General features: G+C 67.4%; 13 protein-coding genes. 8 read left to right on the top strand and 5 right to left on the bottom strand.

Translation table 11 applies throughout. The features are described 5' to 3' along the window. From ACT2FV_RS25575 to ACT2FV_RS25565, 3 genes are all read left to right on the top strand, one after another. Positions 1-927 (top strand): sugar kinase, encoded by a 927-nt coding sequence (locus ACT2FV_RS25575; RefSeq protein ID WP_151050563.1) that lies wholly within the window; start codon positions 1-3, stop codon positions 925-927. A gap of 111 nt (positions 928-1,038) precedes the next feature. Further along, complete coding sequence (locus ACT2FV_RS25570) at positions 1,039-1,581, top strand: hypothetical protein (RefSeq protein ID WP_124902384.1); 543 nt, start codon at positions 1,039-1,041, stop codon at positions 1,579-1,581. 113 nt (positions 1,582-1,694) lie between these two features. Beyond that, on the top strand, positions 1,695-2,879 hold the full coding sequence (locus ACT2FV_RS25565; protein WP_444505068.1) for a cystathionine beta-lyase: 1,185 nt from the start codon (positions 1,695-1,697) through the stop codon (positions 2,877-2,879). Positions 2,880-2,963: 84 nt separating this feature from the next. On the opposite strand, the gene serB is transcribed toward ACT2FV_RS25565, so the two are convergent. Beyond that, positions 2,964-3,809, bottom strand: coding sequence for a phosphoserine phosphatase SerB (gene serB / locus ACT2FV_RS25560; RefSeq protein WP_059606921.1), 846 nt, complete (start codon positions 3,807-3,809; stop codon positions 2,964-2,966). Between the two features lie 189 nt (positions 3,810-3,998). Beyond that, positions 3,999-4,940 carry a LysR family transcriptional regulator gene (locus tag ACT2FV_RS25555; protein WP_444505067.1) on the bottom strand — a complete coding sequence of 314 codons (942 nt, stop codon included), beginning with the start codon at positions 4,938-4,940 and terminating at the stop codon, positions 3,999-4,001. A 123-nt stretch (positions 4,941-5,063) separates the two neighbouring features. Between ACT2FV_RS25555 and ACT2FV_RS25550 the strand changes: the two genes are divergently transcribed. From ACT2FV_RS25550 to ACT2FV_RS25540, 3 genes are all read left to right on the top strand, one after another. Beyond that, positions 5,064-6,080, top strand: a complete 1,017-nt coding sequence (locus tag ACT2FV_RS25550) for a zinc-binding alcohol dehydrogenase family protein (protein WP_444505066.1) — start codon at positions 5,064-5,066, stop codon at positions 6,078-6,080. A 249-nt stretch (positions 6,081-6,329) separates the two neighbouring features. Further along, the gene (locus tag ACT2FV_RS25545; RefSeq protein ID WP_059468496.1) at positions 6,330-6,881 is read left to right on the top strand and encodes a DUF6013 family protein; all 552 of its coding nucleotides are present in this window, start codon (positions 6,330-6,332) and stop codon (positions 6,879-6,881) included. 250 nt (positions 6,882-7,131) lie between these two features. Continuing rightward, entirely contained in the window at positions 7,132-7,605 is a 474-nt protein-coding gene (locus ACT2FV_RS25540) for a PliI family lysozyme inhibitor of I-type lysozyme (RefSeq protein WP_124902387.1), read from the top strand. A 42-nt stretch (positions 7,606-7,647) separates the two neighbouring features. Here ACT2FV_RS25540 and ACT2FV_RS25535 read toward each other — a convergent pair whose 3' ends face one another. Then, on the bottom strand, positions 7,648-8,451 hold the full coding sequence (locus tag ACT2FV_RS25535; protein WP_444505065.1) for an ABC transporter permease: 804 nt from the start codon (positions 8,449-8,451) through the stop codon (positions 7,648-7,650). Beyond that, entirely contained in the window at positions 8,448-9,149 is a 702-nt protein-coding gene (locus tag ACT2FV_RS25530; protein WP_444505064.1) for an ABC transporter ATP-binding protein, read from the bottom strand. The genes ACT2FV_RS25535 and ACT2FV_RS25530 overlap by 4 nt, the downstream gene beginning before the upstream one ends. A gap of 153 nt (positions 9,150-9,302) precedes the next feature. On the opposite strand from ACT2FV_RS25530, the gene ACT2FV_RS25525 reads away from it, so the two are divergent. Then, positions 9,303-11,600 carry an AsmA family protein gene (locus tag ACT2FV_RS25525; protein ID WP_444505063.1) on the top strand — a complete coding sequence of 766 codons (2,298 nt, stop codon included), beginning with the start codon at positions 9,303-9,305 and terminating at the stop codon, positions 11,598-11,600. Positions 11,601-11,732: 132 nt separating this feature from the next. Then, positions 11,733-13,325, top strand: coding sequence for an ABC-F family ATPase (locus ACT2FV_RS25520; protein WP_059606912.1), 1,593 nt, complete (start codon positions 11,733-11,735; stop codon positions 13,323-13,325). 224 nt (positions 13,326-13,549) lie between these two features. Here ACT2FV_RS25520 and ACT2FV_RS25515 read toward each other — a convergent pair whose 3' ends face one another. After that, entirely contained in the window at positions 13,550-14,596 is a 1,047-nt protein-coding gene (locus ACT2FV_RS25515) for a zinc-dependent alcohol dehydrogenase family protein (RefSeq protein WP_124629408.1), read from the bottom strand. Positions 14,597-14,700: the final 104 nt, after the last annotated feature.

The raw sequence follows: 14,700 nt of genomic DNA, 5'->3' as shown, positions 1-14,700 counted from the left end.
ATGACCGCTGCGTTTCCGCAGATCCTCGCGCTCGGCGAGGCGATGATCGAATTCAACCAGTCGCAGCCGGGGCGTCCGGAGTTCCTGCAGGGTTTCGGCGGCGACACGTCGAACTTCTGCATCGCCGCGGCGCGCCAGGGTGCGTCGACGGGCTTCGTGTCCGCGATCGGCGACGATCCGTTCGGCCGCTTGCTGGCCGACATGTGGGCGGCGGAGCGCGTCGACACGACGTACGTGCGGATCGACCGCGCGGCGCCGACCGGCGTGTATTTCGTCACGCACGGCGCTGAGGGTCACCAGTTCGACTATCTGCGCGCGGGCTCGGCGGCGAGCCGCTATGCGGTGGCCGACCTGCCGCTCGATGCGCTGGCGGCGGCGAAGGCCGTGCACCTGTCGGGCATCAGCCTCGCGATCAGCACGGCCGCATGCGACGCCGCGTTCGCGGCGATCGATCACGCGCGCAGCAACGGCGCGCAGGTCAGCTTCGATACGAACCTGCGCCTGAAGCTGTGGCCGCTGCCGCGCGCCCGCGCGGTGATGCGCGAAGCGCTGCGCCAGACGGACATCTGCCTGCCGAGCTGGGACGACGTCACGGCGCTCACGGGCGCGAACGATCGCGACGCGATCGTCGATGCGATGCTCGAACACGGGCCTCGGGTCGTCGCGCTGAAGCTCGGCAAGGAAGGCGCGTACGTGGCGACCCCGAACGAACGGCGTGTGGTGCCGGGCTTCGCGGTCGAGGCCGTCGACGCGACGGGCGCGGGCGACTGCTTCGGCGGCGCGTTCGTTGCACGGATCGTCGCGGGCGACGATCCGTTCGCGGCCGCGCGTTATGCGAACGCGGCGGCGGCGCTGTCGACGACGGGTTACGGTGCGGTCGCGCCGATTCCGTTGCGCGAGGCGGTGGAACGCCTGATGCAGGGCTGACGCGGCTCACGCGTGCCGGTCGTGGCCTCGCGTGCGTGACGATGACCATCGGCGGCAGGCAGCATGTCGCCGCGTTTTTTCGAGCGAATCTGAAGCAAGGAGCAACACAAGGTGGGTCGATATTCCGAATGGCAACGGGCGCTGGTGATCGCCAGTGTGCTGGCGGCGGGCCTCGCGATGCCGGGCGTGGTCGCGGCGCAGGCCGTCGCGCCGGGCGCGCAGCAGGATGAAGCGGCGCCCGCGCGGCCGTTGCGGCCGAATCCGGAATTCGCCCGCCTGCCGCGCTACGAGGGCACGCTCGGCGACCGGCCGATCGTCGTGCATCTCGGGCCGAAGACGGACGAGGAAGGCGTGCACGGCGAATACCAGTTCGCGGACACGGGCGAGGTGGTGCTGCTCGCCGGCGATCGCGACGGAGACACGCTCGAAATCGAGGAATCGAACGACGGCACGAACATCACGGGCGTGTGGATCGGCCGCTTCGACGCGACGGGCGACCTGAAGGCCGACCGGATGAACTCGGACGAATCGGATCCGCAACCCGTCGTGCTGCGCCCGGCGCCGGGCAAGCGCGCGGCGCTGCAGGTGCGCGACGGCCGCGTACGGGAAATCGAGACGGTCGGCGGCATCGTCGACCTGCGCACCACCAACTGAGCGCGCGCTGGCTCGGTGCGCGCGGCGCGCATTGTACCGGGCCAAGCGCGCCGATTTTGGCTACTCTAGCGACATATTCCGCAACCGAACGGCCTTTCCCCCGGTCTCCAGCCATGACTGCATCCACTTCGAAGCGCGCACTCCAGACCCGCATCGTTCAGCCCGACGACATCATTCCGGAAGGCTTCCGTTCGTTCGTCCCACCGGTCGAGCGTGCATCGACGGTCGTGTTCCCCGATCTCGCGACGATGCGCGCGCTGGTCTGGCACAACGACAACCAGTGGCGCTACGGACTGCACGCGACGCCGACGTCGCTCGCGCTCGCGCAGCGGCTCGCCGAGATCGAGGGCGGCACGCACGCGCTGCTGCAGCCGTCGGGCCTCGCGGCGATCATGAACGTCTATTTCGGGATCGTGAAGGCGGGCGACGACGTGCTGATCCCGCACAACGTCTACGGGCCGAACGCCGATTTCGGCAACTGGCTCGCGAAGGATTTCGGCATCGTCGCGCGCTTCTACGATCCGCTCGTCGGTGCCGGCATCGCCGACCTGATCCAGCCGAACACGCGGTTGATCTGGATCGAGGCGCCGGGCTCGGTGACGATGGAAGTGCCCGACGTGCGCGCGATCACGACGGTCGCGCAGGCGCGCGGCATCGTCACCGCGATCGACAACACGTATTCGGCCGGCCTCGCGTTCAAGCCGTTCGAGCATGGGGTCGACATCTCGGTGCAGGCGCTGACCAAGTATCAATCGGGCGGCAGCGACGTACTGATGGGCGCGACCATCACCGCGAACGCGGAACTGCACGCGCAACTGAAGCTCGCACGGATGCGCTGCGGGATCGGCGTCTCGGTCGATGATTGCTCGCTCGTGCTGCGCAGCCTGCCGAGCATGCAGGTGCGTTTCGACGCGCACGGCAAGAGCGCGCTCGCGCTCGCGCAATGGCTGAAGGCGCGCCCGGAGATCGCGGCCGTGCTGCATCCGCAGCTGCCCGACTGTCCGGGCCACGCATCGTTCGTGCGCGACTTCACCGGCGCGGGCGGGCTGTTCTCGGTGGTGTTCGATGAGCGCTACAGCAGCGAGCAGATCGATCGTTTCGTCGAGGCGCTCGAGCTGTTCGCGATCGGCTGGAGCTGGGGCGGTGCATGCAGCCTCGCGATGCCTTACGACGTGGCGTCGATGCGTGCGGAGTGGCCGCATCGCGGCACGCTGGTGCGCTTCTATGTCGGTCTCGAAGACGAAGCCGACCTGCGTGCGGACGTCGAGCGCGCGCTGCAGGCTACGCTCGGCCGATAACGGAACCGAAGCGGAAAACGAAACGCCCGCGCGATGCAACATCGCGCGGGCGTTTTTTCATGGGCGGTGCGCGCAGACCGGAAATCAGAACAGCCGCAGCAACCCGTCGAGACCCACGTGGTCGAATGCGACGGTGGCCGCGTCGCGCACGACGGGCTTTGCGTGGAACGCGACTGACAACCCGGCTTCGGCCATCATCTTCAGATCGTTCGACCCGTCGCCCATCGCGATCGCGCGGCGCGGCTCGAGGCCGAGCGATGCACAGGTATCGCGCAGCATGCGCGCCTTCACGTCCGCGTTGACGATTTCGCCGAGCACCTTGCCGGTCAGCTTGCCGTCGACGATCTCGAGCGTGTTGGCGTGCGCGTAGTCGAGGCCGAGGCGCGCCTTCAAGCGCTCGGTGAAGAACGTGAAGCCGCCCGACACGAGCAGCGTCTTCAGTCCCGCGGCCTTCACGCCGGCGAGCATCGTCTCCGCGCCCGGCGACAATTGCAGCCGTTCCTCGTACACGCGCTCGAGCGCCTGCGCATCGAGCCCCGCGAGCAGCGCGACGCGACGCGTGAGGCTTTCGTTGAAGTCGCGGATCTCGCCGCGCATCGATGCCTCGGTGATCTCCGCGACCTGCGTCTTCAGCCCGCAGAAATCGGCGATCTCGTCGATGCATTCGATCGTGATCAGCGTCGAATCCATGTCCATCACGACGAGCCCGAACTCGCCGAGCGTACGGCCGGCTTCGACGAAGCCGAAGTCGAGCGCGTGCGTGCCGCAGTACGCGTCGATGTCGAGCCGCTGCGCGGGGTTTGCGTTTTCGATACGCAACGCGTGATCGTCGGTCTGCACGATGCGGGTGCCGCGCGACAGCGCGAGCAGCGGTTTGTGATGCGCGTCCGACAACGGCGCGAGACTCTGGATGACGAGGTTGTGGGTCATGACGGAATGATTGGAAGCGAATGAAACGCGTGCGCGGCCGGCATGCGGCCGCCTGCGAACGCGGACCCCGTCCGGCGTCGGGCCATCGCGTCGCGAACGCGCCATTGTAGCCGGTTGGTGTCCGGGCGCGGCCGGATCGCCGCGGATGCCCGTCCGGCGCCGCCGCGAGCTCCGCTCACGGGATGGCGCCTATCGTTCGTCCGCGCGATCCCAGTAAGGCGGATCGCCGAAGTGTTCGGCCAGGAACGCGATGAACGCGAGCGTCTTGAGCGGCACGTGCGCGCGGCTCGGATAGACGGCCCAGATCGCGACGTCGTTCGCGAACGGGTAATCGTCGAGCACCGTGACGAGCGCGCCGCTCGCGAGCAGCGGGCCGACGTCCCAGGTCGACTTGATCGCGATGCCGAAGCCGTCGACGAGCGCTTCGCGGATCGCCTCGCCGTTGCTCGCGACGAGCCGGCCGCCGACCCGCACGGTGAGCGGGCCTTGCGGCGTGACGAACGACCAGTCGCGCTGGTCGCCGAGGATCACGCATTCGTGCTGCGCGAGATCGGCCGGATGGCGCGGCATCCCGTGTTCGGCGAGATACGCGGGCGAGCAGCACAGCACGCGCCGGTTGGTGGCGAGCTTGCGTGCGACCAGCGTCGAGTCCTTCAGCGCGCCGAGGCGGATCGCGACGTCGTAGCCGTCGTCGACGAGGTCGACGATCTCGTCGGATAGCCGCAGGTCGAGCGACACGGACGGGTAGCGGCGCAGGAATGCGGGAATCACGGGCGCGACGTGCTGGCGGCCGAACGACGACGACATCGACACCTTCAGCCGTCCGTACGGCTCGCTGCGGCCGTGGCCGACCGACGCGCGCGCGGCGTCGGCCGCCGACAGCAGCGCCTCGGCGCGGGCCATGAAGACTTCGCCGTCCTGCGTGAGGCTGATGCGGCGCGTGGTGCGATGCAGCAACCGCGCGCCGAGCTGGCGCTCCAGCTGCGCGATGCGCGCGCTTGCGACCGCGGCCGACACGCCGAACTCGCGTCCGGCCGCGCTCACGTTCGCGAGCAGCGCCGCACGCACGAACAGGCCGACGTCGAGCAGGTCGAGCGGCTTGTCGGGGGCTGGAATCGGATCGGACGTCATTATTCTGAAATTCCTGAAAATGTTTCAGGAAATATAGCGGTTTTCTCGAATGATCGGGCCGCCTACGATGACATGCATGGGGCTGCGCCGCAGCCCGCCCGATTTCCCTGAAGGAGTTTCGTGATGAAAGCTGTTGGACTGACCCGCTATCTGCCGATCGACGACCCGCAGGCGCTCGTCGACGTGGAACTGCCGCAACCCGTGCCGGGCCCGCGCGACCTGCTGGTGAAGGTCGAGGCGATCTCCGTGAACCCGGTCGACACCAAGGTGCGCGCGCCGAAGCCGCAGGTCGAGGAGACCCCGCGCGTGCTCGGCTGGGACGCGGCCGGCACGGTCGTCGCGGTCGGCGCCGAGGTGACGATGTTCCGGCCCGGCGACGAGGTGTTCTACGCGGGCAGCATCACGCGCCCCGGCGCGAACAGCGCATTCCACACGGTCGACGAGCGGATCGCGGCGATCAAGCCGCGCTCGCTCGATTTCGCGGCGTCGGCTGCATTGCCGCTCACCGCGCTGACCGCGTGGGAGGCGCTGTTCGACCGGCTGCGCGTGTCGCCGCAGGGCGCGGACGCAGGCAAGTCGGTGCTGATCATCGGCGGGGCGGGCGGGGTGGGTTCGATCGCGATCCAGCTTGCGAAGACGCTCGGCAAGCTGCACGTGATCGCAACCGCGTCGCGGCCGGCGTCGGCCGAATGGGTGCGCTCGCTCGGCGCGGACGACGTGGTCGACCATTTCGGCGACTTGCCTGCGCAACTGCGCGAGATCGGTCATGCGAACGTCGACTACGTGCTGATCTTCAACGACACGGATCGTCATTTCCCTGCTGCGGCGGAAGTAATCCGGCCGCAGGGCGGCATTTGCACGATCGTCGAGAACGAGAAGCCGATTCCCGTCGAGCTGCTGAAGGCGAAGAGCGCCGCGTTTCACTGGGAGTTCATGTTCACGCGCGCAATGTTCGAGACGCCGGACATGATCGAGCAGCACAAGATCCTGAGCGAGGTGGCGAGGCTCGTCGACGGCGGCACGCTGCGTACGACGCTCGGCGAGCAGCTCGGCACGATCAACGCCGCGAACCTGCGGCACGCGCACCAACTGCTCGAGGCCGGGCGCGCGATCGGCAAGCTGGTGCTGAGCGGCTTCTGAGTGCCCCCGAACCCGTCGCTTTGCGCCGGGCGCCCGAAGGGACTTCCTTCGGGACGGAAGACGCGAGGCGGCCCGGCGTTTTCTTGAGCGCCGGCATCGCACGTACGGGATACGGCTTCGCGAACGCAAGCGGGGTAACACCCGATGCGTTTGCGGCGCATTGCATGCCGCTTGGCGGTAGACTGGCAACGCATCATGCATCGAAAACCGCGCGGCACGCGCGTGCCGCCGCATTACAAGGAGGTCAGCATGAGCCAACGCAGCTTGTCAGTCGCCGCATCGTGGTCTGCCGTGTTCGCGGCGGCGTGCGTCAGCGCGAGCGTATTCGCGGCGCCGCCTGTCAAGGGCAGCCTGAAGGGCGGCGGGACGGGGCAGCTCGAATACACCGTCAAGGTCGACTCGAAGACCTTCGGCAATACGCAGGAGACCCGCAAGATCCGCTCGGGCGAAACGGACGACTTCAACTGGAAGTCGGTGCCGCCGGGCGGCGCGGTCGCGATGCCCGACGGTTGCCCGAACGCCGACAATCTGCCGCGCGACGCGAACGGCGCGATGGTGCGCCAGACCCAGGTGCGGCTCGCGCCGTCGGTCGACGCGAAGGGGATCGCGAACGTGCAGATGAGCTTCCAGGCCGCCGCGCCGAAAGGCACGCGCAACGTGAGTGCGGGCGGCAAGTCGCTGCAGTGCCCGGACGTCGTGTCGGTGAGCCAGGTCAAGTGGGTGTCGATTTCGACCAATGGCGGGTCGAAGTCCGTCACGATGAGCGACGGCACGAAGGTGACGGTGTCGATCAAGCACTGAGCGGGGCGCGCGGCCGGTGAGGCGTCCGGTGCGCGCGCAACCATCGCGATGCGCATCCGGGCGATCCGGGGATGGTCGCGCGTGACGGTTTGTGGCGCGTGGCTTCGGGCCTTCCCGTTGAGCGATGTTCGACTTCGTCGCGCCCGGCACGCGCCGGTGGCGCGGCCATTTGCGCGGCGGCGTGCGTGACGTCATGCGGATGTCACGCTATCCTTCCGGCATCCTCCATCTTCCCCCGAACGACATTTCGATGAAACATTGCATGCGCGTGCTGCTGTCGGCGGCTGCGTTCGTCGCTGTCCATGCGCAGGCAGCCGACGATTGCAGCTTCGTGAAGAAAGTCGAGCTGCCGTCGCGACAGCAGTCCGCCGTCGTGTCGAGCGGCGCGCTCGAACCGTGCTCGACCGGCAGTTATGCGGTGCGCGTGTATTCGACCGCGCATGCCGCACCCGGCTTCGATACGGACGACTACGTGACCGGCGTGCTGCATGCGCGTGACGGCACCGTCGCCGATGCATTCACGGCCGACCTCGGCGCGCGTGCGCCGCAGGCGCTCGTCGTTACGACGCGCTCGGCCGGCAGCGGCGGTTACGTCGGTGCGCAGGCCTATGTGACGACGCCGCGCGCGGTTCGGCTCGTCGCATCGGTCGACGGGCTGGCACCCGACGCCGACGTCACGGCCGCGTTGCGCCGGGCGATCGGCAAACGCCGCGCTGCCCGCTGACCGCATGCCACGCGGATGCCGCGTATGTCGCGGCGCCGCGGGTCAATGCACGCGTTCCTCGAGCCGCGATGCAAGAAACCGGTGATCGGCCGAGAACAACCGGCGATACGTCATCAGCACTGCGCCAACGGTGCCGAGCGCGGATGCCGCGGCGATCAGGAACATGATGACGATCTGATAGCGCACGGCCTGCAGCGGCGACTGGCCGGCCAGCACCTGGCCCGTCATCATCCCCGGCAGGCTCACGACGCCGACGACGGCCATCTGGTTGAGCGTCGGCAGCATGCCCGCGCGCACGGCCTGGCGCGCGGCGTCCTGCGCGGCCTCCCAGCGCGTCGCACCGAGCGCCAGTGCCGTCTCGACGCGGTCGCGTCGCGCGGTCAGTTCCTCCATCATCCGTTCGACGCCGAGCGACACGCCCGTGAGCGTATTTCCGAGGATCATCCCGAGGATCGGGATCGCATATTGCGGCGTGTACCACGGATGAATGCGGATCACGACGAACAGGCCGACCGCCGCGACGAACCAGCTGCTGAACCAGATCGACGCGATGCTGTCGATACGCTGTCCGCGATACGTGTGCTTGCCGCGGCCGGCGCCCGCGAAGCCTGCGATCAGCGTCATCAACGCGGTGAGCGGCAGCACGACGGTCCAGTGCGGATGACCGAACACCCAGCCGAGCACGTAACCGATCGCCAGCAACTGCACGACGGTGCGCACGGCGGCGAGCGCGAGCTTGCGCCCGAGGCCCAGCGACAGCGCGGCCGAGATCGCGCCGTTGACCGCGACGAGCGCGGCGGCGATCCCGACGTCGACGAGGCTCAGGTCCTGCAGTGCGGGGCTCATTGCTGCGCCTCCATCGCGTTCGCGGCGTGCAGCACGCCGGCCTGCATCACGAGCCGCATCGTGCCGATCCGGGCGGCTTGCGCCGGATCGTGCGAGATCCACATGTAGGCACGTGCATCGGGTGCCGCGTCGAACCAGGCGCCGACAAGCGCTTCGATCGCGCGCGTCGAGTCGGGGTCGAGCGCGGACGTCGGCTCGTCGAGCAACAGCACGTCGGGGTCGAGCTGCAGCACGCGCAGAAGCGCGGCGATCTGCGCTTCTCCGCCCGACAGTTCGCTCGCCCGCTTGCCGAGAAAATCGGCGCCGCGACCGGCGCGTGCCGCGAGCGCTTCGGCGCGTGCGCGGTCGAACGTCACGTCGCGGTAGACCGCGAGTGAATACGGGTAGCGCAATTGCGCTTCGACGGTCCCGTCCATCTGCGCGGGCCGCTGGCGCACGTAGGCAATGCTGCGCCGGTAGCGCGGAATCGCGCCGCGCCTGATCCGCTTGCCGCGCCACAGGATATGACCGCCGTCGAGCGGGTCGAGCAACGCGAGCGCGCGCAGCAACACGCTCTTGCCGGAGCCCGACGGTCCCGTGATAGCAATTCGCGATCCCGCGGCGAGGCTGAAGTCGGTCGGCGCGAGCAGTGTCTTGCCGCTGCTGGCGTCGCGGCGCGTGATGTGCTGCGCATCGATGAGGCCGTTTGGGGCTGTCATGTCACAAATGAAAAAAAGCGTTAATGGCGCCGAAGCGTTGCTGCGGCGTGCGCCATAATACCGATTGAAAAGCCGCCGGTGTCGTGCTCCGTTCACTCACGCAAGTTGGCCCGACATTGTGCGCAAACTCTGCAGAACAACAACGGAACCGCCATGACGCTAGCACGAGCCATCGGCAAATCGGCTGCATGGATCGTCGGTATCGTCGCATTGGTCATTGCGGCGGCCGGCATCTTCATCTTCACGTTCGACTGGAACCACGCGAAACCGTGGGTCAACGAACATGTGAGTACCGCACTTGGCCGCCCGTTCGCGATCAATGGCGATCTCAAGGTCGGCTGGCGCCGCCCCGACGGCGAGACCGGCTGGCGCGCATGGGTGCCCTGGCCGAGTTTCTCCGCCACGCAACTCGAGATCGGCAACCCGGACTGGGCGAAGGGGCCCAAGTTCGTCACGCTCGATGCCGCGCATTTCGATCTCGCGATTCTTCCGCTCCTCGCGCACGAAATCGTCATTCCGTCGATCGATGTCGTCAATCCCGCGGTCGACCTCGAGCGGCTCGCCGACGGCCGCAATACGTGGACCTTCCAGTTCAAGCAATCGTCGCAGCCGTCGCCGTGGAAGGTGCGGCTCGACAGCTTCGGTTTCGCGAAGGGCGTCGTCACGTATCGCGATGCGATCACGAAGGCCGATCTCACGGTCGCGATCGATACGCTCGGCCAGCCGATTCCGCTCGGCGACGTGCTGAAGGAACAGGAGCAAACGTCGCGCGCGGCGTCGGCGCAACGCGTCGGCAAGAGCGGTGCCGCGCGACTGAGCGCGACGGCGAGTGCCGAGGCCGCGTCGAGTGCGTCGGCGGCGCAAGGCGCGAGCGGGGCGTCCGCCGTCGCGTCGTCGGGTGCATCCGCTGCCGCTCCGGCTACTTCGGTTTCCTCCGCATCCACGGCCGTGCCGGCATCCGGCGCGAGCGGGGCGTCCGCTGCGTCGGGTGCCGCTGCCGCCGCGAAGCCGGCCGGCCCGACGTATGCGTTCGGGCTCAAGGTCGACGGCCGGTACAAGAACGTGCCGATCAGCGGCACCGGCAAGGTGGGCGGCGTGCTGGCGATCGAGAAGACGACGCAGCCGTTCCCGCTGCAGGCCGACGTGAAGGCCGGCGACACGCGGCTGGCGATCGTCGGCACGCTGACCGACCCGATGCATCTCGCGGCACTTGACCTGCGTCTGTGGCTGCAGGGCACGTCGATGTCGCACCTCTACCAGATCACGGGCATCACGCTGCCGGACACGCCGCCGTATGCGACCGAGGGCCGCCTGATCGGCAACATCAAGCAGCACGCGAGCACGTTCCGCTACGAGAATTTCAACGGCCGCGTCGGCGGCAGCGATCTCCGCGGCACGCTCACCTGGGCGCAGCGCGAACCGCGGCCGAAGCTGTCGGGCGAACTCGTGTCGAACCTGCTGCAGTTCTCCGACCTCGCACCGGTGATCGGTGCCGACTCGGCCGCGAGCAAGGCCAAGCGCGGCGACACGACGCGCCAGCCGCCGGACCGCGTGCTGCCGGTCGCGACGTTCCGCACCGAGCGCTGGAGCGCGATCGACGCGGACGTGAAGTTCACCGGGCGCAAGCTGATCAAGAGCCCGCAACTGCCGATCACCGACCTGTACACGCACATCCTGCTGCAGGACGGCGTGCTGTCGCTCGAACCGCTGCAGTTCGGCGTCGCGGGCGGCACGCTCGCGACGAACGCGCAACTCGACGGCAGCCGCACGCCGCTCAAGGGCCGCTTTACGCTGGCCGCGCGTCACCTGCGGCTGAAGCAGTTGTTCCCGACGCAGAAGGTGATGCAGACCGCGTTCGGCGAAATCAACGGCGACGCGTCGCTGTCGGCGACCGGCAACTCACCGGCCGCGCTCGCGGCGACGTCGACCGGCGAAGTGAAGGCGCTCATCACGGATGGCCGCATCAGCCTGCTGCTGATGGAGGCGGCGGGGCTGAACGTCGCGAACGTCGTCTACGAGAAGCTGTTCGGCACCCGCGACGTGAACATCAATTGCGCGGCGATCGACTTCGTCGCGAACGACGGCATGCTCGACCCGAAGGTGTTCGCGCTCGATACGGACGACGCGCTGATCAACGTCGACGGCCCGGTCAACCTGCGCGACGAATCGATCGACCTGAAGATCCATCCGCATACGAAGGGTTTCCGGGTCTTCTCGTTGCGTTCGCCGTTGTACGCGAAGGGCACGTTCAAGAATCCGAAGGTCGGCGTCGACGCCGGCGCGCTTGCGCTGCGCGCCGGCGCGATGGTCGGACTGGGCCTGATCAATCCGTTCGCGGCGCTGATTCCGCTGATCGCGCCGAGCAATAACCGCGACGTGCCGTGCTCGGAGCTGTTCGGGCAGATGAAGGCCAAGGCGGCGCAGAAGGCGGCGGTGAAGGCCGGCAAGTGATGGTGTCCGAGGCAGGGCCGGTGCCGCGCGTGGCGGCCCGGCTGGCGGGGCCGGAACAGGGCGGTCGGCAGTTTCTCCGACACCTGCTAAAATACACGGTTTTCCGTCGATTTCTCTCTTACGGGACCTGCCGTGCTTTCTACTGCCAACATCACGATGCAATTCGGGCCGAAGCCCTTGTTCGAGAATATCTCGGTCAAATTCGGCGAGGGCAACCGCTATGGTCTGATCGGCGCGAACGGCTGCGGCAAGTCGACCTTCATGAAGATCCTGGGCGGCGACCTCGAGCCGAGCGCCGGCAACGTCGCGCTGGAGCCGAACGTGCGCCTGGGCAAGCTGCGCCAGGACCAGTTCGCGTATGAAAACGTGCGCGTGCTCGACGTCGTGATGATGGGCCACACCGAGATGTGGGCTGCGATGACCGAGCGCGACGCGATCTACGCGAACCCGGAAGCCACCGACGACGACTACATGCACGCGGCCGAACTCGAAGGCAAGTTCGCCGAATACGGCGGCTACGACGCCGAGGCACGCGCGGGTGCGCTGCTGCTCGGCATCGGCATCGAGGAGAAGTTCCACAACGGCACGATGGCCGACGTCGCGCCGGGCTGGAAGCTGCGCGTGCTGCTCGCGCAGGCGCTGTTCTCGAAGCCGGACGTGCTGCTGCTCGACGAACCGACCAACAACCTGGACATCAACTCGATCCGTTGGCTCGAGCACACGCTCAACGAGTACAACTCGACGATGATCATCATCTCGCACGATCGTCACTTCCTGAACTCGGTGTGCACGCACATGGCCGACATGGACTACGGCACGCTGAAGGTCTGGCCGGGCAACTACGACGACTACATGCTCGCATCGGCACAGGCGCGCGAGCGCCAGGCCGCGGCGAACGCGCGTGCGAAGGAGCGCGTGGCCGAGCTGCAGGACTTCGTGCGCCGCTTCTCGGCGAACAAGTCGAAGGCCCGCCAGGCGACGAGCCGCGCGAAGCAGATCGACAAGATCAAGATCGAGGAATTCAAGCCGTCGTCGCGTCAGAACCCGTTCATCCGTTTCGAGTTCGAGAAGAAGCTGCACAACGTCGCGGTGGTTGCCGAAGACATCACGAAGAAGTACGAGCGCACGATCTTCCAGAACTTCAACCTGTCGGTGCAGCCGGGCGAGCGCATCGCGATCATCGGCGAGAACGGCGCGGGCAAGACGACGCTGCTGCGTTCGCTGCTTGGCGCGCTCGAGCTCGATCACGGCACGGTGAAGTGGTCCGAGAACGCGAATGTCGGCTACATGCCGCAGGACACGTACGAGGAGTTCCCGAACGACATCACGCTGATGGACTGGATCGACCAGTACCGCAAGGACGGCGACGACGAAACGATGGTGCGCGGCACGCTGGGCCGCCTGCTGTTCTCGTCGGACGACATCAAGAAGTCGGTGAAGGTGCTGTCGGGCGGCGAGAAGGGCCGCATGATCTGGGGCAAGCTGATGCTCGGCCGCCACAACGTGCTGCTGATGGACGAGCCGACCAACCACATGGACATGGAGTCGATCGAGTCGCTGCAGATCGCGCTCGAGCAGTTCGAAGGCACGCTGATCTTCGTTTCGCACGACCGCGAATTCGTGAGCGGGCTGGCGAACCGGATCATCGAAGTGCGTACGGACGGGACGCTGTTCGACTTCGGCGGGAATTACGAGGAGTTCCTGACGAGTCAGGGGCAGGAGTAATCGCCCGGGCAGCGATGCCCGACCTGATGTACTGGAAGCCCGCCAGGTGCAAGCCTGGCGGGCTTTTTCTTGTCGGGGCAAGCGCTCGCGGCCACGGTCGCCGGTTGCGGTCCTGCATCCGCAGCTTGGCGGCGACGACGACCCGGGAAGCGGCACGTGCGGGGCGCCGGAGCAGGCCGCCGGAACAGGCCACCACCACCGCCCGCTCGGTCAGCCCTGCGCCGTCAGCCCGAAAAATCCGTTACGACCGTCACACCGGCGCCTTCGAACCGGTTCATGTTCATCAGCGCATCAATCGATTGGCCCAGACTGATTTCCTTGCCGATCAACCGGTTCGGCGCGAGCGTGCCGGCATGCACCATGTCGAGCATCGCGTCGTAACGATGCGCCTGCATCCCGTGGCTGCCGAGAATCTCCAGTTCGTGCGCGATGACTTTGCTCATCGGCACGGCCGGCGTTGCATGCTCGCCGAGCATCAGCCCGACCTGCACATGCTTGCCGCGGCGGCGCAGATTGCTGATCGAGTTGAAGCAGGTGCTCGGATGGCCGAGCGCATCGAGCGACACGTGGGCGCCGCCGCGCGTGATCTCCTTCACCGCATCGACGACGTCGGCGACTTGCGACGCATTGACGGTCGCCGCTGCGCCGACCGATCGCGCGAGCGCGAGCGCCTGGTCCGAAATGTCGATCGCGACGACGTTCGCACCGATCGCATTCGCGATCATGATCGCCGACAGGCCGACGCCCCCGCAGCCGTGCACGGCCACCCACTGGCCGGCCGACGTGCGCCCCTGGTCGACCACCGCACGAAATGACGTCACGAAGCGGCATCCGAGGCTCGCCGCGGTCGGGAAATCGAGCGCGTCGGGCAGCCGCACGAGGTTGAGGTCCGCATGATGGATGCCGACGAACTGGGCGAACGAGCCCCAGTGCGTGAAGCCGGGCTGAAACTGTTGTTCGCATACCTGCTGATTGCCGGAGTGGCATTCCGGGCAGTGCCCGCAGCCGCCGACGAACGGCACCGTGACGCGGTCGCCGGCCTTCCAGCGCGTGACCGCCGCGCCCGCCGCGACCACGACGCCGGCAAGTTCGTGCCCCGGCACATGCGGCAGCACAATGTCCGGGTCGTGCCCCATCCAGCCGTGCCAGTCGCTGCGGCACACGCCGGTCGCCTTTACTTCGATCACGACGCCGTCGGGCGCCGGCGTCGGATCGTCGACATTCATCAACCGCGGCGCCGCGCCGAACGCTTCATAAACGACTGCTTTCACTATCTCCTCCTGGATCGAATGAGTCTTTCAATATAGCCGGAGGAATGCGGATTTATCTTTCATTTTGCGATTGAGATACGGGTAATCTTGAGATAGCCTTGCGC

The sequence above is a fragment of the Burkholderia sp. PR2 genome (assembly GCF_052372875.1).
Classification (GTDB): Bacteria; Pseudomonadota; Gammaproteobacteria; order Burkholderiales; family Burkholderiaceae; genus Burkholderia; species Burkholderia diffusa.
This window is presented reverse-complemented; position numbering and strand designations above follow the sequence as displayed.

Bases quoted from the DNA above. Each gene is read 5' to 3' on its own strand.
- ACT2FV_RS25530 (WP_444505064.1), bottom strand. From the start codon at position 9,149: ATGACAGCCCCAAACGGCCTCATCGATGCGCAGCACATCACGCGCCGC.
- ACT2FV_RS25565 (WP_444505068.1), top strand. From the start codon at position 1,695: ATGACTGCATCCACTTCGAAGCGCGCACTCCAGACCCGCATCGTTCAG.
- ACT2FV_RS25525 (WP_444505063.1), top strand. From the start codon at position 9,303: ATGACGCTAGCACGAGCCATCGGCAAATCGGCTGCATGGATCGTCGGT.
- ACT2FV_RS25545 (WP_059468496.1), top strand. From the start codon at position 6,330: ATGAGCCAACGCAGCTTGTCAGTCGCCGCATCGTGGTCTGCCGTGTTC.
- ACT2FV_RS25555 (WP_444505067.1), bottom strand. From the start codon at position 4,940: ATGACGTCCGATCCGATTCCAGCCCCCGACAAGCCGCTCGACCTGCTC.
- ACT2FV_RS25550 (WP_444505066.1), top strand. From the start codon at position 5,064: ATGAAAGCTGTTGGACTGACCCGCTATCTGCCGATCGACGACCCGCAG.
- serB (WP_059606921.1), bottom strand. From the start codon at position 3,809: ATGACCCACAACCTCGTCATCCAGAGTCTCGCGCCGTTGTCGGACGCG.
- ACT2FV_RS25540 (WP_124902387.1), top strand. From the start codon at position 7,132: ATGAAACATTGCATGCGCGTGCTGCTGTCGGCGGCTGCGTTCGTCGCT.
- ACT2FV_RS25535 (WP_444505065.1), bottom strand. From the start codon at position 8,451: ATGAGCCCCGCACTGCAGGACCTGAGCCTCGTCGACGTCGGGATCGCC.
- ACT2FV_RS25575 (WP_151050563.1), top strand. From the start codon at position 1: ATGACCGCTGCGTTTCCGCAGATCCTCGCGCTCGGCGAGGCGATGATC.